Source organism: Nocardia sp. CA-120079, assembly GCF_050955745.1.
GTDB lineage: Bacteria > Actinomycetota > Actinomycetes > Mycobacteriales > Mycobacteriaceae > Nocardia.
The window spans coordinates 7,042,663-7,067,562 of the sequence record NZ_CP192088.1; the positions used below are offsets into that span (position 1 = coordinate 7,042,663).

The window sequence follows — 24,900 nt, forward strand, 5'->3', positions numbered from 1 at the left end:
CCCGTCATCCCGCCACAGCGGTCAAGTCGAGTGCGATATCGACGATCATGTCTTCCTGCCCGCCGACCAGACCGCGGCGTCCGGCCTCGGTCAACAGCGTCCGCACGTCGATTCCGTATGTGGCGGAGGCCTTTTCGGCGTGGCGAAGGAAGCTCGAGTAGACCCCCGCGTAGCCGAGGGTCAGCGTTTCCCGGTCCACCTGCACCGGTCGCTCCATCAGCGGGCGAATCAGATCGTCGGCGGCGTCGGTGAGCCGGTTCAGGTCCGCACCGTGCTCCCAGCCTTGGAGATCGGCGACCGCGACGAATGCCTCGAGCGGTGTATTGCCCGCCCCCGCGCCGAGCCCGGCCAACGAGGCGTCCACGCGCGTCACGCCTGCCTCGACGGCGACGACACTGTTGGCGACCGACAGTGACAGATTCTGATGCGCGTGGATACCGATCTCGGTCTCCGCGTCCAGCACGGCCCGGTAGGCGCGCACGCGTTTGCGGACACCGTCCATGGTGAGCCGCCCGCCGGAGTCGGTGACGTAAACGCACTGTGCGCCATAGGCTTCCATGAGCTTGGCCTGTGTCGCGAGCCCGGCGGGGGTGTTCATATGGCTCATCATCAGGAAGCCGGAGACGTCCATGCCGAGTTCGCGGGCGTAGGCGATGTGCTGGGCGGAGATATCGGCCTCGGTGCAGTGGGTGGCCACCCGCACCGAACGCACCCCGAGGTCGTAGGCGCGGCGCAGATCGTCGATGGTGCCGATACCGGGGAGCAGCAGTGTGGTCAGCCGGGCGAAGCGCAATGCGCCGGCGGCGGCCTCGAGCCACTCCCAATCGGTGTGGCTGCCCGGCCCGTAGGTGAGACTGCCGCCGTGCAGACCGTCGCCGTGCGCGACCTCCACCGCGTCGACTCCCGCGGCATCCAGCGCGGCGGCAACGACGGCCACGTTTTTCGGGGTGATGCGGTGGCGCAGCGCATGCATACCATCGCGCAGCGTCACATCCTGCAAAAAGACTTCCGGCCCACCCGCCACCCGGCCACCACCCCTCATCGAATCGCTGTGCGATGCTGTGTTCATCGGACACGCTCCCGGATCGGCACCGAAACGGGTGCTGTGGCAAGGCGTTCGGCGACGCGCAACGCGGCCGAGGTCATGATGTCGAGATTTCCGGCGTAGGACGGCAGATAATGCGCCGCGCCTTCGACTTCGAGGAATACCGAGATCTGATGCGTGACAGCGGTATCGCCGACAAGAGTTTCCGACTGCGTGGCCGGAGTGATCTGGATGTCCTGCTTGAGTCGGTAGCCGGGCACATAGGCGGCGACTTCGGCGATCATCGCTTCGATCGATTCCCGCACGGCCGCATGGGCTTCCGGATTCGGATCGCCGATCAGCGCGAGCACGGTGTCGCGCATGATCAGCGGCGGCTCGGCCGGATTGAGGATGATGATCGCCCGGCCACGCGCCGCGCCGCCGACCGCTTCGATCGCCTGCGCGGTCGTTTCGGTGAATTCGTCGATATTGGCGCGGGTGCCGGGTCCGGCGGATTTGGAGGCGATCGAGGCGACGATCTCGGCGTAGGGCACGTCGGTGACCCGGGAGATCGCCGCGACGATCGGGATGGTGGCCTGGCCACCGCAGGTCACCATATTCACATTGGGGGCGTCGAGGTGCTGGTCCAGGTTGACCGCGGGCACGACAAAGGGACCGATCGCGGCCGGGGTCAGGTCGATCAGGCGTTTCCCGTGCGGCGCCAACGCGGCGGCATTGGCGCGGTGCGCACCGGCGGAGGTGGCATCGAAAATGATGTCGATCTCGTCGAAATGCGGCATGGCGATGAGTCCGTCGACACCGCTCGCGGTGGTCGGGACGCCCAGCCGTTCGGCACGGGCCAGGCCGTCGGAGTCCGGGTCGATGCCGACCATGGCGGCGACTTCCAGGGTTTCCGACAGCCGTAGCACCTTGAACATCAGGTCGGTACCGATATTGCCCGAGCCGATGACGGCCACTTTGGTGCGGCTCATATTTCCTCCAGCGTGAAGTCGACGGAACCGAGTGCCTGTGTGCCACTGAATAATTCGGACCGAACCCGGGCACCGGGACGCAAGGCAACCATCGGTCCGAGCGCACCGGACAGGACGATCTCACCGGCGCGCAGCGGGTCGCCGAAGTCCCGCGCGGTGCGGGCCAGCCAGGCCAGTGCGTTGAGCGGATCGCCGAGGCACGCGGAACCCGTTCCGGTGGAGACGATTTCGCCGTCGATCGCCATATTCATCGCGATCTCGCGCGGTTCGAACTCGGCCGGCGACAGCCGCTCGGTGCCGAGGACGAACCATCCGCTGGACGCGTTATCGGCGACAGTGTCGGCGAAACTGATATCCCAGTCCGCGATGCGGCTGTCGACGATCTCCAATGCGGCGACCGCGTAGTCCACCGCCCCGCGCACGCTGATCGCATCCAACTGCTCGTCGTCGAGGTCGGCGCACAGGACAAAGGCGAGTTCGGCCTCGATCTTCGGTTGCAGTAGCGGCGGCCGTTGTGCCACAGGCGTTTCGGTGACATTCATATCCTCGAACAGCACGCCGAAGTCGGGCTGATCCACCCCGAGCTGCTGCTGGACCGCCGGTGAGGTGAGTCCGATCTTGCGTCCGACAAGCTTGGCGCCGGCGGCCACCCGCCGCTGGACACCGATGCGCTGCACCGCATATGCCAGTTCGACGTCGTCGGGACCGATGAGGTCTCGGACCGGCGCGATCGGCACTCCGGTCGTCGTGGCGCCGGACAGACGTGCGGCGGCGGCACGCACGGCCGGTGAATCGGTCACTGTTGAGGTCATCGAGCCTCCTCGAAGTGGCGGGTCGGGACCGAATCCGATTGCGGCGGTGCCGGAAGCGATCCGGTGAGCTGCTGGAAGAGCTCGGCGATCAAGGACGCGCCGCGCCCGGCACCGGCGGTACCGAAGACGAACTTGTCCGGACGCAGCAGCACCAGGCCGCCGGTCCCGACGCTCGCCCTGGCGAACCAGCGGGTCAAGGTGCCGGTGTGGTCTTCGATATCGGCGTAGTCATCGCCGGTGGTTCGGCCGTCACCGGGTTCCCCCTGCGGTCGCCCGCCGAGCGGATACACGGTGACGAAACGAGTGCCCAGGGCCCGCAACCTCGCCAAGTCGTCGGCGCCGAGCACGGCGCGCGGGTCGACCCCATTGCCGACGACCGCGAACCCGAGGCCGAGCACATCGTCGAACCGCCGATGCCGTCCGTCATAAGTCCGTACATCCGGTTGCGGGGCGAGCGTGCCCTCGACGCCACGCAGCCCGCGCCGGGGTAGGCCCAGGTAGGCGCCGCGACGGAAGCGTGGAGCCGGTTTCATCTTCGCGGCGCGAATCCAGCCGCCCAGGCCGGGCGTTCGCAGCGCGGTGGTGAGTGCGATATCCCGGGCCGCCGCGACCAGCTTGTTGTCGAAGGAGACGATGTTCTTGTTCAGTACCGAGAAATCGATCATCGCCTTGGCGTGCGGCCGCCGTTCGGACTCGTAACTGTCCAGAACCCGCAGGTCCGCACGCTGTTCGAGGATTGCGGTGAGCTTCCACGACAGGTTGTCCGCATCGCGCACCCCGGAGTTCATGCCCTGTCCGACGAACTGCGGCGTCATATGCGCGGCGTCACCGGCGATGAGGATCCGCCCGTCCCGCCACCGGTCGGCGACCACGGCATTGAAGGTGTAGACCAGCTTGCGCAACACCTCGACCTCGTCCGGATCGACATAGCGCGCGATGTGCCGCCGGACGTTGTCCGGATCTTCCATCTCTTCTTTGGTCTGCGATTCGTTCAGCATGAACTCGAAGCGGTGATGCCCATTCGGCTGCGGGCAGGACACGACCGGCATTGCCGGATCGCAGACGAAGTTGAAGTACGGCAGATGCCGGAATGCGTCGATCCCGTCCTTGGCCTTCAGGTCCACCACCAGCCAGCGCTCGGGAAAGCTGGTCCCGGTCATATCGATACCGAGCTCGGTGCGCACCACACTGCGCCCGCCGTCGCAACCGACCAGGAACTTCGCGCGCACCCGCTCGGCGGTCCGCGGGTCGGTATCCGGTGCGCGGTTGCCGTATCCGGTGCCCCGGCACTCGGCATGTTCGATGTTCACGCCGGCTTCGTCCTGGTCGAAATCGACGACCTCGCGACCACGGCGGACGGTGACATGCGGATAACGCCCGAGCGCACTTTCGAGGGTGTTCTCCAGGTAGGGCTGGTATAGGAAATTGACCACCGGCCACCCCAGCGGACGGTCGGTCTGATGGAACTGCACCAGCACCCGGCCATCTGCGCGCACCCACTGCACGGTGGAGTCGACATTCATATCGGCCGCGAGTTCATCTGCCGTACCGGCGGTTTGGAAGATGCGCATGCCTTCGTCGTCGGTGTAGACCGCGCGCGCGAGTCCGTAGTATTCCGGTTCGCGTTCCAGGACGAGCACGTGCGCGCCGCGCCGCCCCAGCAGGTTGGCCAGCGTCAGGCCGGTCGGGCCGAGGCCGACGACCACGACGTCGTAGTCGGTCGTGCTCATCGCGAAAGTCCTCCTGCGAGTTGCGGAACGGTGATCTCCGGTGTGGTCGCGCTCCGCAATGCCTGGCGGAACTGGGCGAATTTGTCCAGCACCGTCTCACCGACAGTGCTGTGGCCCCAGATGCTGATGCCCTGGTAAGTCGTTGGTTCCCAGGTGGATTCGAGTTCCGGGCCGATCACCACCGGATTCCAGCCGACCTCGAGTTCGAAGCCGGACGGGGTCACGCAGTAGAAGGACAATTCGCGGTCATTGGTGTGCTGACCGACCGACCACGCCATGCGGAAGCCGAGGTCGGTGACCCGCCCGAATGCGGCGAGCATGTCGTCGAGCGTCGCGGACTGAATATTGATGTGCTGCACCCGGGTTCGAATCGGATCGATCTTCACGCCGCGAATATTGGCGATGGCGATCGAGTGGTGCCGCTCGTTGACCCGCAGAAAACGGATCTTCATCTTCACCCCGGATACGTTCTCATCGATGTAGTCGCTCAGTCGCGAGTCGAAAACCGTGTGGTAGTAGCCGCGCATCGCTTCGGGTTGGCGCGAAATTATCGCGATATGGCCCATTCCGGCCTCTCCCGTCACCCATCCGGAGCTGAGCATCCGCAGCGGTTCCGATGTGGCGATCGGGGCCGTAAAGATCTCCTGCGCAATACCTTTCGGGCCAGGAAAGCGCCAGAGTCGCTCCACGCCACGCAACGCGGCCTCTTCCACAGTGCCCTCGACGACCGGCACACCGCGATCGGTCACCCGGGCGATGATGCGGTCGAAGGTCTCGTGGTCATCGATGTGCCAGCCCACTGCGGTGACATCCTCGGCCGACCCGCGCTCGATCAGGAATCGACAGGTGTGCTCGTCCAGCCGCATGCGCAGCGCATCGCGGTCGACCTCGTCCACGTGCATGCCGATCGCCTCGGCACCGAAGCGGCGCCAGTCCGGCAGCCGATTCGATTGCACCGCAACGTATCCCATGTGCACCGAGCCGAACACCGAGGCATCGGTGTTCGGGCGCAGAAAATCGTTCACCGCTATGCCTCGAGAAATGCGGTCGCCAGAGTGTTGAACAGCTCGGCACGTTCCCACTGCACCCAGTGCCCGGTGTTGGCCGCCAGGTACAGGTCGCAGTTGGGCATCGCATCGGCCAGCATTCGGCCGCCAGCGGGACGGTTGACCTTGTCATCGGCGCCCCAGATAACCAGGGTCGGATGGGCCACCTCGCTCAGCCGGGAGTCCCGGGTGAAATCCATCCGCCACAGCGTCCGCAGGGCCAGCGGTCCGGAGGGACGGCGCAGCGGTGGATTCGCGATCACCTCGGGATCGATGCTGGCCTGGAATCGCAGTTCGATGAGCTCATCAGGCACCGCGGCGCCGTCGAACACCAGGTATTCGCGGATGAACCGGGTGATCTTCTCCCGGCTCGGTCCGTCACCCGGATAGTAGGCGAGCAACTCCTGCAGACCCTTGGTCGGCAGTGCGCGCGTGGAACCGACACCGCCGGGGCCCATCAGGATCATTCGGCCGACCTTTTCCGGCCGGTCCATCGCCAACCGCAGCGCGGCGGCACCGCCGTAGGAGTTGCCGACCAGGTGCGCCGAGTTCAGGCCGAGTTCGTCCAGCAGACCCCCGACCGCCCGCGCGAGGTCGCCGAACGGGTCGGACTGATCGACAACCTTCGAGGAGCGGCCGTAGCCCGGCATATCCGGCACGATCACGCGGAACCGCTGTGCCAGCCCCTCGATATTGCGCGAATAGTTCGACAATCCGTTCGCGCCCGGCCCGCCACCGTGCAGCAGCACCACAGCGGGACCGGATCCAGCCTCACTGAAGAAGACCTCACGCTGGCCGACCCGGACCGTCCGTCCGGCGCCGACCCCCTTGTCGATGCTTGTCACAGTTACCTCCACGACGTTGTTGATGAAATCATCAGTGACGATCACTATCTCTGTCAAGAGGAAATGATGAAAACATCAGAATGAGGTACGTCGAGCGCGTAGGCGCCCGAAGGGGGAATACCGTGAGTCGCCCGAAACGACGCAAGCACCTCATCGCCCACGTGCCGCCGACGTTCAACCTGATCGTGTCGAACGTGCCGGGTCCCGACCGACCGCTCTATCTCGCCGGAGCGCGGATGGTCGAGATGTATCCCCTGTCGCTCGCGCAGGCTGGCCGGATAGGCGTGAGCTGCGGTTATGACACATATGACGGGTTCGATCGGCCTACCCTGGGAAGTGGATTCACGAGACCGAAGGGAAGGCGAAATGAACCGCGGAGGTGACCCATTCGCCCACACCGAACAGACAGCGCGAATCTGGCTCGACACCGTTATGGAGTGCCTGGGGACCAGTGATCGCCGTTATGCGTACCGCGCGCTCCGCGCGTGGTTGCATACGGTGCGTGACCGTCTGACGGTGGATGCGGCAGCGCATCTCGGCGCACAGCTCCCGGAGCTGTTGCGCGGCATTTACTACGAGGGCTGGCGTCCGAGCGACGTTCCGAAACGCTACGACCAATCCGAATTCGTCCAGCTCTTCGCCAAGGAGGCCACGATCTCCGACGGCGATGTGCCATTTACGGTGACCTGTTTGAGCGCGGCGCTGCGGGACCGGTTCTCCCCGGGCACGCTGGAGCACGCGCTCGAACAACTGCCACCCGCACTGCGCGAGCTCCTGTTATCCCCCGAAACGGCCCCACCCAAGGCGGCCAGGCACGATACGGCCGACCGGTTGGATCGACTGGAACGGTCGGTCGAGTCACTCTCGGATACGCTCGCGCGCATCGATCAGCGGCTGGCCGGTATGTCATCGGATCAGACCGGTAAATACGAGGCCGTCTATTAGCCACGGTTTAACAGATAGTCCAGCGGTAACCCGCACATTGACGCTGCTCGGCGAGTACGAGATCAGCGCGAACCTCTCCGATTCCGAGGCAGCTTCCGAACCATCGATCGACCGGAGGAAACTATGGCGAATCCCACCAGCCAGCGATCCGACGTGCAACGGACGCCGGCCCGCGCGGACCTGCACAGTGCCGCGTTCACCGACCACGCGACGATTCCGGACCGCTACTCCTATGACGGCGGAAACGTTGTCCCGCCGCTCGAGTGGAGTGGCATCCCCGACGACGCCGAAGAGCTCGTCCTGTTGTGTGAGGACGAGGACGCACCGGGCGGCCCGTTCACCCACTGGCTGATGACCGGCATCGCGCCGAATGCGACCAGTGTCCGGGCGGACGCGCCGCCGCCCATGGCCGTCGTGGGTCCCAATGACTTCGGCGAAATCGGCTGGAGCGGTCCGCGACCGCCGGCCGGCGACCAGCCACACCGGTACTTCTTCCGCCTCTACGCCCTGGACCGAAAGCCCGGATTCACCAAGGAAACCACGGCCGACGTGGTCCGCTCCGCCATCACGGACCACGTCATCGCGAGCGGCACCCTGGTCGGCCTCTTCGCCGCCTGATCCACCCGCACCGCGCATTCTTACGCCGCGATCGCCTCGGCGCGCAGGCGCGAGTAGTCCTCGCGTGACAGCGCGGCCGCGTTCGGTGCGCCGAGGTCTTCGAGCGGGATGCGGCATGTCTCGCGCGCGAAGAATGCGGCGCCGCGGCGCCGGCCGACGCTGAGCTGGGGGAAGGCGTGGCCGTGCAGCGCGGGCGCGGCAGTATCAGGCGCGGTCCCACCGTTTTGCTCCTGCAGCCACAGCAGCGAACGCATCAAGTCACAGACGGTGCGCGCCGGATCGGCTTGGTGGAAAACACCATCGAACAATTCGAGCTTCCTCCCGACACGTCGGCGATGCCAGCGGGATCGCTTGCGCGCGAATGGATGTGGAAGCTGTCCAGGCACCCGGTGCCGATGGATCGCCGAGTGGTGCCGTCGATCGATATGTGGGACTTGAGTCACCATCGGATCCGACCTACGATGTTCGCATAACAACCAATTGTACGGATTGCGCACAATTAACCATCGCGTAGGTGGCTACCTCGGTTGCGCCCGAGCGGATCGCGCTCGGGCAGCTGCCGGACCCGGTTTGCGTGGCCGGGTGATGTCCGATTTCGAATGAGGAGTGATATGGCCAGGATTACCTCCTTGGCAGCTGCGGTCGGCGAACTCGTCCGCGACGGCGATACGGTCGCGCTGGAGGGGTTCACACATCTGATCCCGGTGGCCGCCGGGCAAGAGATCATCCGCCAGCGCAAGCTGGATCTGACACTGGTGCGGATGACACCGGACATCGTCTACGACCAGCTGATCGGGGCCGGTTGTGCACGCAAGCTGATCTTTTCCTGGGGCGGCAATCCTGGTGTCGGGTCGCTGCACCGGTTCCGCGACGCGGTACAGCATGCCTGGCCCAGGGCGTTGGATATCGAAGAGCACAGCCACGCCGGTATGGCGAATCGCTATGTCGCGGGGGCGTCCGGATTGCCGTTCGCTGTGCTGCGCGGATACGTCGGCACCGATCTGCCGACGGTCACCGACACCATCAAACCGATCACCTGCCCGTTCACCGGTGAGCAGCTGACCGCGGTTCCGGCGATCAATCCCGATGTCACGGTGATCCACGCCCAGCGCGCCGATCGGGCCGGGAATGTGCAACTGTGGGGGCTGCTCGGGGTGCAGAAGGAGGCGGTGCTCGCCGCGCGCCGCAGTCTGGTCACGGTCGAGGAGATCGTCGACGAACTGACCCCGGTGCCCGGGGCGATCGTGCTGCCCGCGTGGGCGGTGACCGCGGTCGCGAAGGTGCCCGGCGGCGCGCATCCGTCCTACGCGCAGGGCTATTCCGAACGCGACAACGCCTACTACGAGGCCTGGGACGCGGTCGGCCGAGACCGTGACCACTTCACCCGCTGGCTCGACGAAAACGTGTACACCGCCACCACGGAGACTGTATGACCATCGCCGAAACCGGCACCGCCACAATGGAAACGGCATACACCGCCGACGAGATGATGACGATCGCCGCCGCCAGGGCACTCGACGCGGGCAAACGGTGTTTCGTCGGGATCGGGCTGCCGTCGACGGCAGCCAATCTCGCACGCAATACCCACGCGCCCGACCTGGTCCTCATCTACGAATCCGGAACATTGGGTTCGAAGCCGGATCGGCTGCCCGCTTCCATCGGTGACGGTGTGCTCGCCGAAACCGCCGACGCCGTGATCAGCGTGCCGGAGATTTTCAACTACTGGCTGCAGCCGGGTCGCATCGATATCGGGTTCCTCGGGGCCGCGCAGCTCGACAAGTACGGCAATATCAACACCACCGTCATCGGCGGTGACTACACCCATCCCAAGGTCCGCCTGCCGGGAGCCGGCGGCGCGCCCGAGATCGCCGCCTCCTGTGGCGAGGTTTTCGTCGTCGTGCGTCAGTCACGCCGATCCTTCGTCGACAAAGTCGACTTCGTCACCTCCTTCGGGCACGGTCGCGGCGCCGGTGAGCGCGCGGAACTCGGCCTGCGCGGCGCGGGCCCGACCCTGGTGATCACCGACCTCGGGGTGATGCGGCCCGACGACACCGGCGAGTTGATCCTCGTCGCGGTGCATCCGGGCGTGACCGTCGAGCGGGTCCGCGACGCCACCGGCTGGCAGCTGCGGGTCGCGCCGGATCTCGAAATCGGCGAGCCGCCGACGGCCATGGAACTCACCACCCTGCGAGCACTGAAAGCCGCCTCATGACCAGCGCATTTCTCTACGACGGTCTGCGCACCCCGTTCGGCAGGTACGGCGGTGCGCTGAGCGGCATCCGGCCCGATGACCTCGCCGCTGCCGTACTGCGGTCGCTCGCGGACCGCAATGAGCTGGACCCCGCGACGGTGGACGAGATCGTCTTCGGGGCGGCGAACCAGGCGGGCGAGGATAATCGCAATGTGGCACGCATGGCAGCGCTGCTGGCGGATTGGCCGACCTCGGTACCCGGCACAACCGTGAACCGGCTGTGCGGGTCGAGTATGGACGCCGCGATGCAGGCCGCCCGGATGATCGAAACCGGTGATGCGGCAACGGTTGTCGTCGGCGGCGTCGAATCGATGAGCCGTGCGCCCATGGTTATGCCCAAGCCCGCCAAGGGATTTCCCGCTGGCAACGAAACACTGCACTCCACCACCTTGGGTTGGCGGCTGGTGAATCCGGCAATGCCCGCACAGTGGACGGTCTCCTTGGGTGAGAGCACCGAAATCCTCGCGGGCCGTTACGGCATCGAGCGGGCGGCGCAGGACGAATTCGCCGCGCGCAGCCATCAGCTCACCGCGAAGGCCTGGGACAACGGCTTCTACGACGATCATGTCGTCGCCGTGCCCGGCACCGAACTGGCCCGCGACGAGTCGCTGCGGGCGGAAACGACCGTCGAGCGGTTGGCGGGCTTGAAACCGTCGTTCCGGCCGGATGGCACCGTCACCGCCGGAAATGCCTCACCACTCAACGACGGCGCCGCCGCCCTGCTGCTCGGTGACGAAGCCCTGGCCGATCGGCTCGGCCGCGCACCCTTGGCGCGGCTCGCGGGACGCGGTGCGGCCGGCGTCGATCCGGATGTGTTCGGTATCGGTCCGGTCGAAGCGGCGGCCATCGCCCTGCGGCGCGCTGGAATCGGCTGGGGCGATGTCGGTGTGGTCGAATTGAACGAGGCCTTCGCCGCGCAATCGCTTGCCTGCCTTGCCGATTGGCCGGAGTTGGATCCCGGCATCGTCAATGTCAACGGGGGTGCGATCGCGATCGGCCATCCGCTCGGGGCGTCGGGCGGACGCGTCATCAACCAACTCGCCCGCGAAATGCGGCGTAGCGGCAGCCGGTGGGGACTGGCCGCATTGTGTATCGGCGTCGGTCAGGGGCTGGCCGTTGTTCTGGAGGCGACATCATGAAAACCCATGCGCTGCAAGGCTATAGAAAGGATCCGGCAGGCACCCACCCGCCGCTGGACTCCCCGGACTACAAGTCCACCGCCCTGCGGCATCCGAAAGAGCCGCTGGTCCTGCTGCCGCAGCGGCTGACCGAACTCACCGCTCCGGTGCTCGGCGCGGACCGGCTCGCCGAGACCGATAACGACCTCACCGCACAGCACCGTGCGGAACCGCTCGGGCAGCGCATCATCGTGCACGGCCGGCTACTCGACGGTGACGGCAAGCCGATCCCGAACTCGCTGATCGAGGTCTGGCAGGCCAATGCCGGTGGCCGGTACCGCCATGACCGGGGCGCGTGGGACTGTCCGCTCGATCCCAACTTCGACGGTGCCGGGCGCACGCTAACCGACGACGCGGGCCGCTACGAGTTCACCACGATCAAGCCAGGCGCCTATCCGTGGCGCAACCACCACAATGCCTGGCGGCCCGCGCACATCCACTTCTCGCTGTTCGGGCGCGCCTTCACTCAGCGACTGGTCACCCAGATGTATTTTCCGGACGATCCGTTGTTCGCCCAGGACCCCATCTTCAACTCGGTGCCCGAGGCCGCTCGCCCGCTGCTGATCAGCCGCTTCGATCTCGACCGCAGCGAACCCGAGCGGGCGCTGGCCTTCGAGTTCGACATCGTATTGCGTGGCCGCGACGCCACGCCTTTCGAGGACGACGAGGACGATGACTAATCTGCCCACCACGCCTTCGCAGACCGTCGGCCCCTACCTGCACATTGGCCTGACGTGGGACGACGGCCCGTATGCCGTACCGCTGGGCACGCCCGCGGCCGGGTGGATTCGCGGCCGGGTGCTCGACGCCGTCGGCGAGCCGATCGATGACGCCATGGTCGAGATCTGGCAGGCCGACCCGGACGGGCACATCGCGCATCCCGACGATGGTCGCGGCGTCCGCGAATACTTCCGCGGATTCGCACGCAGCGACACCCGATCCGGCGAATTCGCCGTCTACACCGTCGTTCCCGGCGCGCTCGGCGACGGGCAGGCCCCGCATATCGATGTCTCGGTATTCGCCCGTGGTCTGCTGCATCGAGTGGTCACCCGCATCTATTTCCCCGAGCACGCCGAGCAACACGCGACCGATCCGGTGCTGGCCGCGGTGCCGCCGGAGCGTCGCGGCACGTTGATCGCCGCCGACGGTCCCGATGGCTACGTTTTCGACGTGTACCTCCAAGGTGCGCGCGAGACGGTGTTCTTCGATGTCTGACGGGTTGTTCGACGCTGTGCTCGCGGCCGGTCCGGTCGCGGCGCAGGTCGGCGACCGGGCATGGCTGCAGGCCATGCTCGACTTCGAAGGCGCGCTGGCGGCCGCCTCGGCCGCGGCAGGCGTCGTTCCGCCCGAGGCCGCCGCCGCTATCCAAAGCTGTTGCAATGCAGATGATTACGACATCGTCGAGCTCGGCGCGCAGGCGGTCGGCATCGGCAATCCGGCCGGGCCGCTGGTGCGGGCACTCACCGCACGCGTCGCCGACGATGCGGCCGGATACGTGCACCTCGGCGCGACCAGCCAGGACGTGGGCGATACCGCCGCCATGCTGGTGACGCACCGGGCGCTGACGGTGCTCGATGACGACTTGCGCGCTTGCGCGGACCAGCTCGCGCACCTCGCCGAAATCCATACCGACACCGTGCTGGCCGGGCGCAGCCTGCTCCAGCAGGGACCGCCGGTCACCTTCGGCCTCACCGCGGCCGGCTGGCTCGGCGGTATCGCCGCAGCGCGGGACCGGCTCGACGACATCCGGCGGCACCGCTTGGCCGCGCAGTTCGGCGGGGCGGTCGGCACACTGGCTTCCTTGGGCGACAACGGGATTGCCGTCCTGAGCGGGCTCGCGCGGCAGCTCGGATTGGCCGAACCGGCCCTGCCGTGGCATACCGAGCGCGGCCGCATCGCCGAGATCGCCGGGGCGCTCGGTCAGACCTGCGCGGCGGTGGCCAAGATCGCCCGCGATATCACGCTGCTGGCGCAGACCGAGGTCGCGGAGGTCCACGAGGAGGGCCCGGCGGGTACGGGCGGCTCCTCGACCATGCCGCACAAACGCAATCCGGTTGCCGCCGTGCTTGCCGACGGATCCGCCGGGCAGGCACCGGGTTTGGTTGCCGCACTGCTCGGCGCGGCAGCCCACGAACATCAGCGCGCGGCAGGCTCGTGGCATGCGGAATGGCGGCCGTACATCGAATTGCTGCGGACCTCCGGTTCGGCAGTGCATTGGCTGCGCATCAGCCTGGAGCGACTTCGCGTCGATCCACAGCGCATGCGCGCCAACCTCGAACTCACCGGCGGCCTCGCGCTCGCGGAAAACGTGGTGGCCGAGTTGGTTTCGACATCCAACGGCGAGGTCGGCAGGCATACCGCGGGCGATGCCGTCGCGCAGTGCTGCCAGGCCGCCCTCGCCGGTGCAGGCCCGCTCGCCGATCTGCTCGCCGCCGATCCGATGGTCGGGAAGTACCTGGAACGCGAACAGATCGAAAGACTGCTCGACCCGGCGCGATACCTCGGGTCGACGCGCAAGTTCATCGAACGGGCACTCGACGATTGGCGGGCCAGATTATGAGTGAACGATCATTCGTCGTCCAGGCCCCGAGGAGCCAAGCGCCACGAGACGGAGGCATGGCATGACCGTGGTCGAGATGCACTGCCGCGTGGACGGTCCCGACGACGGCGAACCCGTCGTACTGAGCCGATCACCGGATGGCAGGAAACTGATTCGGCAGGCGCCGTCGTGAACGCCGTCGAAGTGAACTGCGCCGTGGCCGGTCCCGACGACGGCGAACCCGTCGTACTGAGCGGATCATTGGGCAGCGATCTGCGGATGTGGGATCCGCAGGTCGCTGCCCTGACCGCCGCCGGATATCGGGTATTGCGCTACGACCACCGCGGCCACGGCGCATCCCCGGTACCCCCTGGCCCGTACACGCTGACGGACCTGGGCTCCGATGTGATCGGGTTGCTCGACCGATTCGGGCTCCGACGAGCGCATTTCGTCGGACTCTCCCTCGGCGGCATGGTCGGCATGTGGCTCGGCGAGCACGCACCGGACCGGCTGCACACGCTCACCCTGTGCTGCACCTCCGCCGAACTGGGCCCGCCCAGCGGTTGGGCCGAACGCGCCGCGCTGGTCAGATCCGAAGGTACACAGGCAGTTTCAAATGCTGTGGTGCAACGCTGGTTCACTCCGCAATGGCGCACGGACCATCCGGAACAAACCCATTACTACGAGGAAATGGTCGCGGCCACCGACTCCGACGGCTACGCATCCTGTTGCACGGCAATCGAAACGATGAATATCGCGGACCGGCTGTCATCGATCACCGCGGCCACACTCGTGATCGCCGGCGCCCAGGATCCGGCCATTCCACCGGAGCACGCACGGCGCATTGCGCGCACGATCCCGCGCGCGCGCCTCGAAATCGTCAGCCCCGGTGCACATCTGGCCAGCGCCGAGGCGTCGGAGGCGGTCAACGATCTGATTCTCGCTCACTTGAAGGAGGACTCGTGAACGAACGAGCCGATAGCGGCATGGCGGTCCGGCGTGAAGTGCTCGGCGACGATCACGTCGATCGCGCCGTCGCCAGGACCACCGAATTCACCAGGCCGTTCCAGGAGTACATCACCGAGTCGGTCTGGGGCTCGATCTGGACCCGCGAGGGCCTGGACCGGCGCACCCGCAGCTGCGTTACCCTTGCGGTGCTCACCGCCCTCGGGCGGCACGAGGAGATCGCGATGCATGTCCGCGCCGCGATCACCAACGGTCTCACCGCCGCCGAGATCGCCGAAGTACTGCTGCACACCGGCGCCTACGCGGGCGTGCCCGCGGCCAACGCCGCCTTCGCGATCGGGCAGCAGGTATTGGCCGAACTCGGGGACGATACCGCCCTGTAGCACCCTGTCGAGGAGGAGACGATGACGACCGGCGGTAGCGACGACGACGGGCAGCGCGGCACCCATTATGTGCAGTCGCTCGAACGCGGCCTCGCGGTCATCAAGGCCTTCGATGCCGAGAACCCGCAGCTGACGCTCTCCGATGTCGCGCGCCTGACCGGACTCACCCGCGCCGCCGCACGCCGGTTCCTGTTGACCCTCGCTGATCTCGGCTATGTCCGCACCGACGGCAAACGCTTCTCGCTCACCGCGAAGGTGCTGGAACTGGGCTATTCGTATCTGTCCAGCATGAGCCTGTCCGAGGTGGCGCAGCCGCACCTCGAACAGCTCTCCGCCGACGTGCACGAATCCAGCTCGGTATCGGTGCTCGACGGTCCGGATGTGGTGTACGTCGCCCGGGTCGCCGCATCCCGGATCATGACCGTCAGCATCAATATCGGCACCCGTTTCCCCGCCTACGCCACCTCCATGGGCCATGTCCTGCTGGCCGGACTCCCGGCTGCCGAACTCGACGCCTATCTGGCGCGCACGCCACTGGCCCGGTTGACCGCCAATACCATCACCGATCAGGATGCCTTGCGCGCCGCCTTGGAAACGGTCCGCGCACAGGGCTTTTCCATCGTCGACCAGGAATTGGAGGAAGGCCTGCGGTCGGTCGCGGCCCCCATCCGCGATCGATCGGGCGTGATCGCCGCGATCAATATTTCGACGCACGCCTCCCGCCGCAGCATCGAATCCATTCGGGCCGAACTGATTCCGCGCCTGCAGACGGCCGCCCACCGCGTCGAAGCGGATCTCACCGCCGCGAAGCCGATTACGCGGCTGGGCTGACCGACGGCAGATTCTCCAGCGCCGCCCGAACCACCTCCAGAAACCAACCCTGAGCCGCCGCCCGGCCAGGTGCGCGCCGGGTATAGGCCGCCACCTCCACCGGCTCGATGGGCCACGGGAGGGTGAATACGCGCACGGGATGGGTGCGCGCCAAAGCGTGTGCCACCCGTTCGGGCACGATGGCGACCAGCTCACTGTCCTGCACCACATAGGGCAGGGTGGCGAATCGGGTGACGCGCACGGCGACGCGGTCTTCGAGATGGTGCTCACGCAGCGCCTTGCGTGGGCCGGGGTGGCCGGTCACGCCCTCGACGACGATATGCCGCTCACGCTCCAGTTCGGCTCGGTTGGGCGTCGCACCGCGCAGCCGAGGGTGGTGTGCCGCGACCAGCCCGGCATAGCCCTCGCTGAACAGCGGCGTCCGAGTCAGCCGAGATGAATCGAGTATCGGACTGGCCACCATCGCGTCGACCTCGCCGCGGGCCAGCCGATCGGTCGCGGTATCGACATCGAAGGCCTCGACCTGCAGGGTCACCTGCGGTGCCCGTATCGCGAGTTCCGCGAGCACCAGCGGCAGCACCGTCACCTCGCCGAGATCGGAGAGCCCGAGCGTAAACCGCGCCGGTCGACTCGGATCGAATTCGGTTGCGGCGCCGAGTGTTTCATCGACACCCGCGATAGCCGCGCGCAGCGGCGGATACAGCCGCTCGGCCTCCGCGCTCGGTACCAGACCACCCGGGCCGCGCACGAACAGTTCGTCGCGCAGCCGCCGCCGCAACTTGCCGAGCCCGTAGCTGACCGTCGGCTGGGTGACCCCGAGCAGGTCCGCGGCGGCCGTGACACTCCTGGTCTCGTACAGCAGCACAAAGGTGCGCACCAGGTTCAGATCGAAGGCGGCAGCCATAGATCTCCTCTATGTGGATCGAGAAAAATATCAATTGGATTTCTGATTGGCGGTCATTCTAGCGTGAGAGCCATCACAATCAGGGCTCGCTATGACCGGTCCGAATCTGCAGAAACGAATCATCATGAACAAGCTGTCGTCGTGGCCGGCCGTGCTGTGCTGGCTCATCGTCCTGCTCGAGGGCTACGACCTGGTCGTGCTCGGCGCCGTCATTCCCACCCTCATCGAGCACCACCACATCGGATTCACCGCGGCGCGTGCGACATTCGCCGCAACGATCTCGCTGGTCGGCGTCGCCGTCGGCGCCGCGTTGGTAGGGCCGATCGCTGACCACTACGGCCGTCGCAAGGTACTGCTCGCCTCGATCGCATTGTTCTCGGCATTCACCGCGGCCGTCCCGGCGGCCGGATCCATCACCGTTTTCGGGGTATTCCGCCTGCTGGCCGGGATCGGGCTCGGCGCCTGTCTGCCGACGGCGCTGACCTTCATGGCCGAGCAGGTACCCGCCACCCGCCGCGCCTTCATCGGCACCATCACGATGACCGGCTACCACGTCGGCGCGGTGCTCACCTCGCTCCTCGCGCTACAGCTCGTTCCGCACTGGCAGCCGCTGTTCTATCTCGGCGGCATCGCGGGATTCCTACTGCTGCCGCTGATCTGGGCCGAACTGCCCGAATCCGAGGCGTATCTGGCCGCCAAGGCCACTCCGGAACGGGTAAAGCCGACCGTGCTGCTCGCGCCACGTTATCTGCGCACGACCCTCGGGGTGTGGATCGGTTCGTTCATGGGCCTGCTGCTGGTCTACGGACTCAACACCTGGTTGCCCAAGCTGATGCGTGACGCCGGATACAACATGTCGACCTCGTTGACGCTGCTGTTGGTGCTGAATGTCGGTGCGATCGTCGGGCTGCTGATCGCCGGTCCGCTCGCGGACCGTCGCGGCACGAAACCGATTGTCCTCGTTTGGTTTGCGGCCGCCGCCGTATTGCTGGCCATGTTGAGCGTCAAAGTCTCCAGCACCGTGCTCCTCAATGCGCTGGTACTGGTCACCGGCATCTTCGTGTTCTCGGCCCAGGCGCTCGTCTACGCCTACGTCACACAGGTATATCCCGCCGAGGTGCGGGCCACCGCGCTCGGCCTCACCTCGAGTGTGGGTCGACTCGGCGCGATATTCGGGCCCAGTATTACCGGCTGGCTCATCGTTGCCGGATCCGCATACCCGTGGGGCTTCTACTTTTTCGCCGCGGTGGCGGGCGTCGGCATGCTCGCGATGACGGCGGTGTCCCGGCTCACCACTGGATCGGTGCAGCCGGCTGCCACCCTCGACACTTCGAAGGGGCTCGCCCTATGAGGAATACACGCACCCAGGTCGCCATTGTCGGCGCGGGTCCGGCGGGTCTGCTGCTGTCACATCTGTTGCACCGTTCTGGAATCGACTCGGTCGTCATCGATATCCGTACGCACGAACAGATCGCGACGACCATTCGCGCGGGCATCCTGGAGGCGGGTTCGGTGCGCACGCTGGTGGATTCCGGCGTCTCCGACCGCGTACTCACCGAAGGCGACCGACACGACGGGGTGGTGCTGCGCTTCGACGGTGACAACCATCGGATCGATTTCCGGGAACTGGTCGGCGAATCCGTGTGGCTGTATCCGCAGACCGATGTATTCATCGATCTCGCCGACCGCCGCAAGACCGATGGCGGTGATGTCCGCTATGGCGTCCGGGATACCGCGGTCCGCACTGATCCTCCGGTGGTGACGTTCACCGAGGCGGACGGCCGCCCGGCCCGGCTGGCGGCCGATCTGATCGTCGGGGCCGACGGTTCACGTTCGATCTGCCGTCACGCCTTTCCGGATGGCCTGCGCACCGAATGGTTCCGCGAATATCCCTTCGCCTGGTTCGGGTTCCTCGCCGAGGCGCCGCAGTCGCATCCGGAACTGATCTACGCGCGCTCCGAACACGGCTTCGCCCTGGTCAGCCAGCGCACGTCGACGATGCAGCGCATGTATTTCCAATGCGCGCCCACCGAACGCCCCGAAGACTGGGATGACGAACGAATCTGGGCCGAGATGCGCCGCCGCGTCAACGGCAATGGTTTCGCACTGCAAGAGGGGCCGATCAGTGGGAAGACGGTGCTGCCGTTCCGCTCGTTCGTCACCGCGCCGATGCGCCACGGCAGACTCCTGCTGGCAGGCGATGCCGCCCACACCGTCCCGCCGACCGGCGCGAAGGGGTTGAATCTAGCGCTCGCGGATGTGCGCGTGCTGCACGAGGTCATCGACGAATACTTCGCCCGGGGATCCGACGAATCACTGCGTCGCTATACCGACCGCGCACTCGATCGAGTGTGGAAGGCTCAGCATTTCTCCTACTGGGCGACGACCCTGCTGCACTCGACAGACGGCGCGTCCCCTTTCGATCTCGAACGCCAACGTGGTGAACTCGCGATGCTCACCGAATCCCGACGCGGCGCGGCGTACTTCGCCGAGGGGTACACCGGAAGCTGGGGCCCGTCGTAGACACATCTGGAGGCATCACGTGACCCGTCGACCCACCACCGACGACAAGTTCTCCTTCGGCCTGTGGACGGTCGGTTGGACGGGTACCGACCCGTTCGGCCTGCCGACCCGACCGGCACTCGCACCGTGGGAGTACGCCGAACGCCTGGCCGAACTCGGCGTCTGGGGAATCACCTTCCACGACAACGATGTATTCCCGTTCGATGCCGACGAGGCCACCAAGGAGCGCAACCTCGCGCGACTCAGAGCAGCGACCGATCGCTGCGGACTCACCATCGAGATGGTCACGACCAACACCTTCACCCATCCGGTCTTCAAGGACGGCGGGCTGACCGCCAACGACCGCTCGATCCGCCGCTTCGGTCTGCGCAAAATCCTGCGCGCGGTGGATCTGGCCGCGCAGGTCGGCGCCACCACCTTCGTGATGTGGGGCGGCCGCGAGGGCAGTGAATACGACGGATCCAAGGACGTCTTCGCCGCGTTCGAGCGCTACAAAGAGGGTTTGGATACGGTCGCCGGCTATATCAAGTCACAGGGTTACGACCTGCGAATCGCGTTGGAGCCCAAGCCCAACGAGCCACGCGGCGACATCTTCCTGCCTACCGTCGGGCACGCACTCGCCCTGATCGCCGAATTGGAGCACGGCGATATCGTCGGCCTCAATCCGGAAACCGGCCACGAACAGATGTCCAACCTCAACTACACGCACGCCCTGGGCCAGGCATTGTGGAGCGGCAAGCTGTTCCACATCGACCTCAATGGCCAGCGCGGTCTCAAATACGACCAGGACCTCGTCTTCGGACACGGTGATCTGGTCTCCGCATTCTTCACCGTGGACCTGCTCGAAAACGGTTTTCCCGGCTATCCGGACGGCCCGCGCTACACCGGACCCCGGCACTTCGACTACAAACCCTCACGCACCGAACACCTCACCGGCGTATGGGAATCGGCCAAGGCCTGTATGGCGACCTACCTGATGCTGGCGGACAAGGCACGCGCCTTCCGCGCCGATCCCCGCGTACAGGAGGCGATGGCCTACTCCGGCGTCCTCGACCTGGCGCAACCCCCCCTCGACGCCAGCGAATCGATCGAGTCATTCCTGCGCGACGACGAAGGTTTCGACCCGGACAAGGCAGCCGAACGAGACTTCGGTTTCGTCCGACTGCAACAACTCGCACTCGAGCACTTGATCGGCTGAGGCGATGTTCGTCAGATCGCGGCCACATCTTCGCCGTGGCCGAGGCTGCCGCGCGCCCCCGACTCCTCCGAACCTGAGGTGGCCATCACGCTGAAAGAGTGACCGGTCAGCCGACGTCGCGGCGCAGCCAGGTCACCTCGGCGCCGGATTCGGTGCCGTAGCGGTAGATCTCGAGATCTTCGTCCCACGGAGTGCCGAGAGCACGGTCGAGTTCGGTTGCCAAGTCATAGCCGGTGTAGTTGCCGAGTTCATTGTCGGCCTGCAGCATGGCGCGCAGACGCATTTCGCCGATGGTGACATCGCCGTTGGCCGAGGTGGAGCCGTGCCAGAGGCCGAGGGCGGGCACGAAGCTGTAGCGCTCACCGTCGACGCCGTCACTGGGGTCCTCGGTGACCTCGAAGCGCAGAACCGGCCAGGACCGCAAGGATTGGGCAATTCGGGATGCGGTGCCGACCGGACCGATCCAGTCGGTGGTCGCACGCAGCTGTCCGTCGGCGGGTTGTGCGGTCCAGCGCAATTTCGCGGGTGAGCCGAGCGCCGAGGTGAGTGCCCATTCGATATGCGGGCACAGCGCAGCCGGCGATGAGTGGATATAGACCACACCCGCCGTCGCGTCCGCGAACTGACTCGATGCGCGCACCACTGACACCTCCAGCTTCGACGAGAAACGTCTTCCCCAACGATCCGTCGTACTGGCGTTGCCCGAGTGTACTGGAGTGCCCCGAGTTACACATGTTACTTCGGAGGCGTGTCCGACCTGTTACTTCGCAACCGAGTTCCGAGCGAGGATCACCTCGGCGATCACCGCATCGGAAAAGACGGGCCATGCCTCCCGTGCCCAGTCGCCGAAATTCTCGTCGCTCAAAGCGATACTCGCCACCCCCAATTCGGGATCGACCCACAGAAATGTGCCGGACTGCCCGAAATGGCCATAGGTACCTGCGGAATTCGATCCGCCGGTCCAGTGCGGCGATTTCCCGTCGCGAATCTCGAATCCGAGTCCCCAGTCGTTGGGACGCTGCGATCCGTAACCCGGCAGCACACCGTTGAGTCCGGGAAACGCGACCGTGGTCGCCTCGGCGTGGGTCTGCGCCGAAATCAGCTGGGGATCCAGCAGTTCCGCACCGAAGCGCACCAGATCCGCCGCGGTGGACCGGCCCGCATGTCCGGCCGGACCGGCCAGCACGGACGCCGTCATGCCGAGTGGCTCGAATACCGCCTCACGCAAGTACTCCGGGAACGCGATCCCGGTCTGCTCCACGACGAAGGCCGCGAGAATTTCGAATCCCGCGCTGGAGTAGATGCGCCGCGTCCCGGGCGCGGCAATCACCTCGGTGGTATCGAAGGCGATGCCGGAAGTGTGCGCGAGCAGATGCCGAACGGTAGCTCCCGGCGGACCGGCGGGTTGATCGAGTTCGATCGCACCCTCCTCCACCGCGACGAGCACCGCGTAGGCGACCAGCGGCTTGGTCACCGAGGCGAGCGGGAATACCCGCTCGGTGTCACCTGCCGTCTGCGCACCGTCGCGGGTGACGACGCCCGCCGCCGCATGCCGAACCGGCCAGTCCTTGATCTGCTCGAATGCACGCACGAAATGAGCGTACGAGACGCCCGTTCCCGGCGTGTCCGCACCGTCTGCATGGGAAAGTCGGTACCGCCGGTACCATCAACCGATCATGAGCGAACCCACCATCCACGGCGATGTGGCGGCCGGTTTCGGCCCCGTTGCCGACGCCTTCCGCCGCAACTTCACCCGGCACGGCGAAATCGGCGCTGCCGTGGCCGTTTACGCGGGCGATCGCCCGGTGGTCGACCTGTGGGCAGGTCATCGTGACCGCCGCCGGACCCTGCCGTGGGAGCGCGACACGATCGTGCCGGTCTTCTCCTCGACCAAGGGTATGGCCGCGTTCGTCATCGCCACGATGGTGTCGAAGGGTCTGCTGGACTACGAGGAGCCGGTCGCGAAGTACTGGCCGGAGTTCGCCGCGCAGGGCAAGGGCACGGTCACGGTGCGTCAGCTGATCGACCATCAGGCCGGACTTTCCGGACTCGATACCGTGGTGCGGCTGCGGCAGATCGCCGATCTCGACGGTCTCGCAACGATTCTCGCGGCACAGCGGCCCGCGTGGCGGCCGGGCACGCGACACGGCTATCACGCCATCACCCTGGGCCTTTATCAAGGCGAACTCGTGCGCCGCGCCGATCCGGAACACCGCACACTCGGACGGATCTTCGCCGAGGAAATCGCGAAACCGCTCGACCTGGACTTCTTCATCGGCCTGCCCGCCGAACAGAGCATGGAAAGGATCGCCACCCTGGCCGCCACCGAGGGTGTGGACATCCTGCGCTACGAGCGCGATATTCCGGTGCGCATCGGCGCGGAGATCTTCGCCAAGCGCGGACTTTCCCATGCGGCACTGACCAATCCGCGCATCGGCGCACCGGTGCGGGCGAGCAGACGCGAACTGCTCGAGTTGGAGATGCCGGGTTCCAATGGCGTCGGCAATGCCAGGTCGCTGGCCAAGACGTACGGCGCGGCGGCGGGGCGCACCGGTGCGCTGCCGATCGAGGACACGGTGCTCGATCGGCTCGCCGCTGCGGCCGCCGACGATGTGCCCGCCGATGATCTGGTGCTGCACACCAAGTCTCGCTATCACCTGGGCTTCCGCAAATCCCGCGGCTCGTTCAGCTTCGGCTCGGATAAACGCGCCTACGGCACCACGGGCCTCGGCGGCTCTTTCGGATTCGCCGATCCGGCGACCGGTCTCGGCTTCGGCTACTCGATGAACCGCCTGGGCCTGGCCGTCCTCGACGACGTCCGCAGCCGCAACCTCCGCAACGCCCTACTCCGCTGCCCCGTCTGACCGAGATTTCCGATCGGCAAGCCGGTTCGTCGCGACCAGGCTCGCCGAGCGGTGACCCGGCGATTTACCAGTCGGCCTCGGTGTACTTGATGATGCCGCGAATGTTCTTGCCGTCCAACATGTCCTGGTAGCCCTCGTTGATCTGCTCCAGGGAGTACTGACGGGTCACCATATCGTCGAGGTTCAGCTGGCCCGACTTGTACAGCGACAACAGGTGCGGCGCGTCCTGGCGGGCGTTGCCACCGCCGAAGATGCAGCCCTTGACGGTCTTCTGCAGCATCGACAGCAGGAAGCTGTTCAGCTTGACGTCGTTCTCGTCCATGCGGCCCATGGAGGTGACGACCAGCGTGCCGGCCTTGGCGGTGAGGATGAGGCCCTCTTCGATGTATTCGCCGTGCATCTCACCCATGGTCAGGATGACCTTCTGCGCCATCCGGCCCTCGGTGGCCTCCATCAGCGGCATGATCGCGGCGGCCATGCTCTCGTAGGTGTGCGTCGCGCCGAACTTCTGCGCCTGCTCGCGCTTCCACGGATTCGGGTCGATGGCAACGACTTTGGACGCACCGGAGAGCACAGCGCCCTGCAGCGCGCTCATGCCGACGCCGCCGATACCCGCGATCACCACCGTCTCGCCGGGCGCGACCTGGGCGACGTGGGTGGAAGAGCCGAAGCCGGTGGGGACGCCGCAGCCGACGAGGCAGGCGACCTCGAACGGAATGCTCGGGTCGATCTTGACCACCGAGGTGTGGTGCACCGTCATATACGGCGCGAAGGTGCCCAGCAGGCACATCGGGATGACATTCTCACCGCGCGCCTGGATGCGGTAGGTGCCGTCGCTGATGGCCTGACCCATCAGCAGGCCCGCGCCCAGATCGCACAGCGCCATATTGCCGCTCACACACGCCGGACAGCGACCGCAGGCCGGGATGAACGACAGGATCACGTGATCGCCGACCTGCAGATCGGCGGGGCAGTTCGGCCCGAGCTTGGTGATCACGCCCGCGCCCTCGTGGCCGCCCATGACCGGGAATGCGGGCATCGGCGTCGCGCCGGTCACGATGTGGTGGTCCGAGTGGCACATACCGGCGGTTTCCATCCGGATCTGTACCTCACCGGATACCGGATCGCCGACCTCGATCTCCTCGACCGACCACTGCTGGTCGGTCCCCCACAGGATCGCGCCTTTCGTCTTCATTCGTGTCGACCTCTCGCATGCACGGGCTTCTATGTGACTGCACCCACAGTACGAGA

Annotated in this window: 27 protein-coding genes; 16 read left to right on the forward strand and 11 right to left on the reverse strand. The window is 66.2% G+C overall.

Going from position 1 to position 24,900, the window contains the following annotated elements; all coding sequences use genetic code 11:
• Positions 1-4 precede the first annotated feature (4 nt).
• From dmpG to ACQPYR_RS32565, 6 genes are read right to left on the reverse strand one after another with little or no spacing between them, the layout of a single operon-like run.
• A complete protein-coding gene (gene dmpG / locus ACQPYR_RS32540) occupies positions 5-1,042 on the reverse strand; it encodes a 4-hydroxy-2-oxovalerate aldolase (protein ID WP_433635305.1) in 1,038 nt (345 codons plus the stop codon).
• Positions 1,043-1,065: 23 nt separating this feature from the next.
• Positions 1,066-2,016 (reverse strand): acetaldehyde dehydrogenase (acetylating), encoded by a 951-nt coding sequence (locus ACQPYR_RS32545; protein ID WP_433622680.1) that lies wholly within the window; start codon positions 2,014-2,016, stop codon positions 1,066-1,068.
• Positions 2,013-2,828, reverse strand: a complete 816-nt coding sequence (locus ACQPYR_RS32550) for a 2-keto-4-pentenoate hydratase (RefSeq protein ID WP_433622681.1) — start codon at positions 2,826-2,828, stop codon at positions 2,013-2,015. Before ACQPYR_RS32550 ends, ACQPYR_RS32545 begins: the two co-directional genes overlap by 4 nt.
• Complete coding sequence (locus ACQPYR_RS32555) at positions 2,825-4,558, reverse strand: bifunctional 3-(3-hydroxy-phenyl)propionate/3-hydroxycinnamic acid hydroxylase (protein WP_433622682.1); 1,734 nt, start codon at positions 4,556-4,558, stop codon at positions 2,825-2,827. The genes ACQPYR_RS32550 and ACQPYR_RS32555 overlap by 4 nt, the downstream gene beginning before the upstream one ends.
• A complete protein-coding gene (locus ACQPYR_RS32560) occupies positions 4,555-5,571 on the reverse strand; it encodes a VOC family protein (RefSeq protein ID WP_433635306.1) in 1,017 nt (338 codons plus the stop codon). The genes ACQPYR_RS32555 and ACQPYR_RS32560 overlap by 4 nt, the downstream gene beginning before the upstream one ends.
• Before the next feature lie 14 nt (positions 5,572-5,585).
• The gene (locus tag ACQPYR_RS32565; RefSeq protein ID WP_433635307.1) at positions 5,586-6,440 is read right to left on the reverse strand and encodes an alpha/beta fold hydrolase; all 855 of its coding nucleotides are present in this window, start codon (positions 6,438-6,440) and stop codon (positions 5,586-5,588) included.
• A gap of 89 nt (positions 6,441-6,529) precedes the next feature.
• Here ACQPYR_RS32565 and ACQPYR_RS32570 point away from each other — a divergent pair, with 89 nt between their 5' ends.
• From ACQPYR_RS32570 to ACQPYR_RS32580, 3 genes are all read left to right on the forward strand, one after another.
• Positions 6,530-6,832: a WS/DGAT domain-containing protein gene (locus ACQPYR_RS32570; RefSeq protein ID WP_433622683.1), complete on the forward strand. Its 303-nt coding sequence runs from the start codon at positions 6,530-6,532 to the stop codon at positions 6,830-6,832.
• Positions 6,816-7,394, forward strand: coding sequence for a DUF2267 domain-containing protein (locus tag ACQPYR_RS32575; RefSeq protein WP_433622684.1), 579 nt, complete (start codon positions 6,816-6,818; stop codon positions 7,392-7,394). The genes ACQPYR_RS32570 and ACQPYR_RS32575 overlap by 17 nt, the downstream gene beginning before the upstream one ends.
• A 123-nt stretch (positions 7,395-7,517) precedes the next feature.
• Positions 7,518-8,012, forward strand: coding sequence for a YbhB/YbcL family Raf kinase inhibitor-like protein (locus tag ACQPYR_RS32580; RefSeq protein ID WP_433622685.1), 495 nt, complete (start codon positions 7,518-7,520; stop codon positions 8,010-8,012).
• Between the two features lie 20 nt (positions 8,013-8,032).
• Here ACQPYR_RS32580 and ACQPYR_RS32585 read toward each other — a convergent pair whose 3' ends face one another.
• Positions 8,033-8,320 (reverse strand): hypothetical protein, encoded by a 288-nt coding sequence (locus ACQPYR_RS32585; RefSeq protein WP_433622686.1) that lies wholly within the window; start codon positions 8,318-8,320, stop codon positions 8,033-8,035.
• A gap of 303 nt (positions 8,321-8,623) precedes the next feature.
• Here ACQPYR_RS32585 and ACQPYR_RS32590 point away from each other — a divergent pair, with 303 nt between their 5' ends.
• The 9 genes from ACQPYR_RS32590 (at position 8,624) to ACQPYR_RS32630 (ending at position 16,160) form a co-directional block, all read left to right on the forward strand.
• Positions 8,624-9,445: a CoA transferase subunit A gene (locus ACQPYR_RS32590; RefSeq protein ID WP_433622687.1), complete on the forward strand. Its 822-nt coding sequence runs from the start codon at positions 8,624-8,626 to the stop codon at positions 9,443-9,445.
• A complete protein-coding gene (locus ACQPYR_RS32595; protein ID WP_433622688.1) occupies positions 9,442-10,224 on the forward strand; it encodes a CoA-transferase subunit beta in 783 nt (260 codons plus the stop codon). The genes ACQPYR_RS32590 and ACQPYR_RS32595 overlap by 4 nt, the downstream gene beginning before the upstream one ends.
• A complete protein-coding gene (locus ACQPYR_RS32600; RefSeq protein WP_433622689.1) occupies positions 10,221-11,402 on the forward strand; it encodes a thiolase family protein in 1,182 nt (393 codons plus the stop codon). Before ACQPYR_RS32595 ends, ACQPYR_RS32600 begins: the two co-directional genes overlap by 4 nt.
• A complete protein-coding gene (gene pcaH, locus ACQPYR_RS32605) occupies positions 11,399-12,121 on the forward strand; it encodes a protocatechuate 3,4-dioxygenase subunit beta (RefSeq protein WP_433622690.1) in 723 nt (240 codons plus the stop codon). Before ACQPYR_RS32600 ends, pcaH begins: the two co-directional genes overlap by 4 nt.
• Positions 12,114-12,656 (forward strand): protocatechuate 3,4-dioxygenase subunit alpha, encoded by a 543-nt coding sequence (gene pcaG, locus ACQPYR_RS32610; RefSeq protein WP_433622691.1) that lies wholly within the window; start codon positions 12,114-12,116, stop codon positions 12,654-12,656. Before pcaH ends, pcaG begins: the two co-directional genes overlap by 8 nt.
• Positions 12,649-14,001 carry a 3-carboxy-cis,cis-muconate cycloisomerase gene (pcaB, locus tag ACQPYR_RS32615; RefSeq protein ID WP_433622692.1) on the forward strand — a complete coding sequence of 451 codons (1,353 nt, stop codon included), beginning with the start codon at positions 12,649-12,651 and terminating at the stop codon, positions 13,999-14,001. Before pcaG ends, pcaB begins: the two co-directional genes overlap by 8 nt.
• Before the next feature lie 168 nt (positions 14,002-14,169).
• Positions 14,170-14,946 (forward strand): 3-oxoadipate enol-lactonase, encoded by a 777-nt coding sequence (pcaD, locus tag ACQPYR_RS32620; protein ID WP_433622693.1) that lies wholly within the window; start codon positions 14,170-14,172, stop codon positions 14,944-14,946.
• Positions 14,943-15,329 carry a 4-carboxymuconolactone decarboxylase gene (gene pcaC, locus ACQPYR_RS32625; RefSeq protein WP_062992341.1) on the forward strand — a complete coding sequence of 129 codons (387 nt, stop codon included), beginning with the start codon at positions 14,943-14,945 and terminating at the stop codon, positions 15,327-15,329. The genes pcaD and pcaC overlap by 4 nt, the downstream gene beginning before the upstream one ends.
• A gap of 21 nt (positions 15,330-15,350) precedes the next feature.
• On the forward strand, positions 15,351-16,160 hold the full coding sequence (locus ACQPYR_RS32630) for an IclR family transcriptional regulator domain-containing protein (protein ID WP_433622694.1): 810 nt from the start codon (positions 15,351-15,353) through the stop codon (positions 16,158-16,160).
• Here the strand turns inward: ACQPYR_RS32630 and ACQPYR_RS32635 are convergent.
• Entirely contained in the window at positions 16,144-17,064 is a 921-nt protein-coding gene (locus tag ACQPYR_RS32635) for a LysR family transcriptional regulator (RefSeq protein WP_433622695.1), read from the reverse strand. The two genes, ACQPYR_RS32630 and ACQPYR_RS32635, sit on opposite strands and share 17 nt — an antisense overlap.
• Positions 17,065-17,188: 124 nt before the next feature.
• On the opposite strand from ACQPYR_RS32635, the gene ACQPYR_RS32640 reads away from it, so the two are divergent.
• Genes ACQPYR_RS32640 through xylA form a run of 3 tightly spaced genes read left to right on the forward strand, consistent with a single transcriptional unit; the run spans position 17,189 to position 20,785 of the window.
• Positions 17,189-18,415 (forward strand): MFS transporter, encoded by a 1,227-nt coding sequence (locus ACQPYR_RS32640; RefSeq protein ID WP_433622696.1) that lies wholly within the window; start codon positions 17,189-17,191, stop codon positions 18,413-18,415.
• Entirely contained in the window at positions 18,412-19,587 is a 1,176-nt protein-coding gene (locus tag ACQPYR_RS32645; RefSeq protein WP_433622697.1) for a 4-hydroxybenzoate 3-monooxygenase, read from the forward strand. The genes ACQPYR_RS32640 and ACQPYR_RS32645 overlap by 4 nt, the downstream gene beginning before the upstream one ends.
• Positions 19,588-19,606: 19 nt before the next feature.
• Positions 19,607-20,785: a xylose isomerase gene (gene xylA / locus ACQPYR_RS32650; RefSeq protein ID WP_433622698.1), complete on the forward strand. Its 1,179-nt coding sequence runs from the start codon at positions 19,607-19,609 to the stop codon at positions 20,783-20,785.
• Between the two features lie 106 nt (positions 20,786-20,891).
• Here the strand turns inward: xylA and ACQPYR_RS32655 are convergent, their stop codons facing one another.
• Together ACQPYR_RS32655 and ACQPYR_RS32660 are read right to left on the reverse strand one after the other, a co-directional pair.
• The gene (locus ACQPYR_RS32655) at positions 20,892-21,425 is read right to left on the reverse strand and encodes a DUF3145 domain-containing protein (RefSeq protein ID WP_433622699.1); all 534 of its coding nucleotides are present in this window, start codon (positions 21,423-21,425) and stop codon (positions 20,892-20,894) included.
• 120 nt (positions 21,426-21,545) lie between these two features.
• A complete protein-coding gene (locus tag ACQPYR_RS32660; RefSeq protein WP_433622700.1) occupies positions 21,546-22,376 on the reverse strand; it encodes a serine hydrolase domain-containing protein in 831 nt (276 codons plus the stop codon).
• Positions 22,377-22,461: 85 nt separating this feature from the next.
• Between ACQPYR_RS32660 and ACQPYR_RS32665 the strand changes: the two genes are divergently transcribed.
• Positions 22,462-23,649: a serine hydrolase domain-containing protein gene (locus ACQPYR_RS32665; RefSeq protein WP_433622701.1), complete on the forward strand. Its 1,188-nt coding sequence runs from the start codon at positions 22,462-22,464 to the stop codon at positions 23,647-23,649.
• A gap of 64 nt (positions 23,650-23,713) precedes the next feature.
• Here the strand turns inward: ACQPYR_RS32665 and ACQPYR_RS32670 are convergent, their stop codons facing one another.
• Complete coding sequence (locus ACQPYR_RS32670) at positions 23,714-24,844, reverse strand: NDMA-dependent alcohol dehydrogenase (protein ID WP_040688149.1); 1,131 nt, start codon at positions 24,842-24,844, stop codon at positions 23,714-23,716.
• Between the last annotated feature and the right edge of the window lie 56 nt (positions 24,845-24,900).

Bases quoted from the DNA above. Each gene is read 5' to 3' on its own strand.
- ACQPYR_RS32580 (WP_433622685.1), top strand. From the start codon at position 7,518: ATGGCGAATCCCACCAGCCAGCGATCCGACGTGCAACGGACGCCGGCC.
- ACQPYR_RS32635 (WP_433622695.1), bottom strand. From the start codon at position 17,064: ATGGCTGCCGCCTTCGATCTGAACCTGGTGCGCACCTTTGTGCTGCTG.
- ACQPYR_RS32550 (WP_433622681.1), bottom strand. From the start codon at position 2,828: ATGACCTCAACAGTGACCGATTCACCGGCCGTGCGTGCCGCCGCCGCA.
- ACQPYR_RS32590 (WP_433622687.1), top strand. From the start codon at position 8,624: ATGGCCAGGATTACCTCCTTGGCAGCTGCGGTCGGCGAACTCGTCCGC.
- ACQPYR_RS32575 (WP_433622684.1), top strand. From the start codon at position 6,816: ATGAACCGCGGAGGTGACCCATTCGCCCACACCGAACAGACAGCGCGA.
- ACQPYR_RS32670 (WP_040688149.1), bottom strand. From the start codon at position 24,844: ATGAAGACGAAAGGCGCGATCCTGTGGGGGACCGACCAGCAGTGGTCG.
- ACQPYR_RS32630 (WP_433622694.1), top strand. From the start codon at position 15,351: ATGACGACCGGCGGTAGCGACGACGACGGGCAGCGCGGCACCCATTAT.
- dmpG (WP_433635305.1), bottom strand. From the start codon at position 1,042: ATGAGGGGTGGTGGCCGGGTGGCGGGTGGGCCGGAAGTCTTTTTGCAG.
- ACQPYR_RS32570 (WP_433622683.1), top strand. From the start codon at position 6,530: ATGAGGTACGTCGAGCGCGTAGGCGCCCGAAGGGGGAATACCGTGAGT.
- ACQPYR_RS32595 (WP_433622688.1), top strand. From the start codon at position 9,442: ATGACCATCGCCGAAACCGGCACCGCCACAATGGAAACGGCATACACC.
- ACQPYR_RS32640 (WP_433622696.1), top strand. From the start codon at position 17,189: ATGAACAAGCTGTCGTCGTGGCCGGCCGTGCTGTGCTGGCTCATCGTC.
- ACQPYR_RS32665 (WP_433622701.1), top strand. From the start codon at position 22,462: ATGAGCGAACCCACCATCCACGGCGATGTGGCGGCCGGTTTCGGCCCC.
- pcaG (WP_433622691.1), top strand. From the start codon at position 12,114: ATGACTAATCTGCCCACCACGCCTTCGCAGACCGTCGGCCCCTACCTG.
- ACQPYR_RS32600 (WP_433622689.1), top strand. From the start codon at position 10,221: ATGACCAGCGCATTTCTCTACGACGGTCTGCGCACCCCGTTCGGCAGG.
- ACQPYR_RS32555 (WP_433622682.1), bottom strand. From the start codon at position 4,558: ATGAGCACGACCGACTACGACGTCGTGGTCGTCGGCCTCGGCCCGACC.
- ACQPYR_RS32645 (WP_433622697.1), top strand. From the start codon at position 18,412: ATGAGGAATACACGCACCCAGGTCGCCATTGTCGGCGCGGGTCCGGCG.
- pcaH (WP_433622690.1), top strand. From the start codon at position 11,399: ATGAAAACCCATGCGCTGCAAGGCTATAGAAAGGATCCGGCAGGCACC.
- pcaB (WP_433622692.1), top strand. From the start codon at position 12,649: ATGTCTGACGGGTTGTTCGACGCTGTGCTCGCGGCCGGTCCGGTCGCG.
- ACQPYR_RS32545 (WP_433622680.1), bottom strand. From the start codon at position 2,016: ATGAGCCGCACCAAAGTGGCCGTCATCGGCTCGGGCAATATCGGTACC.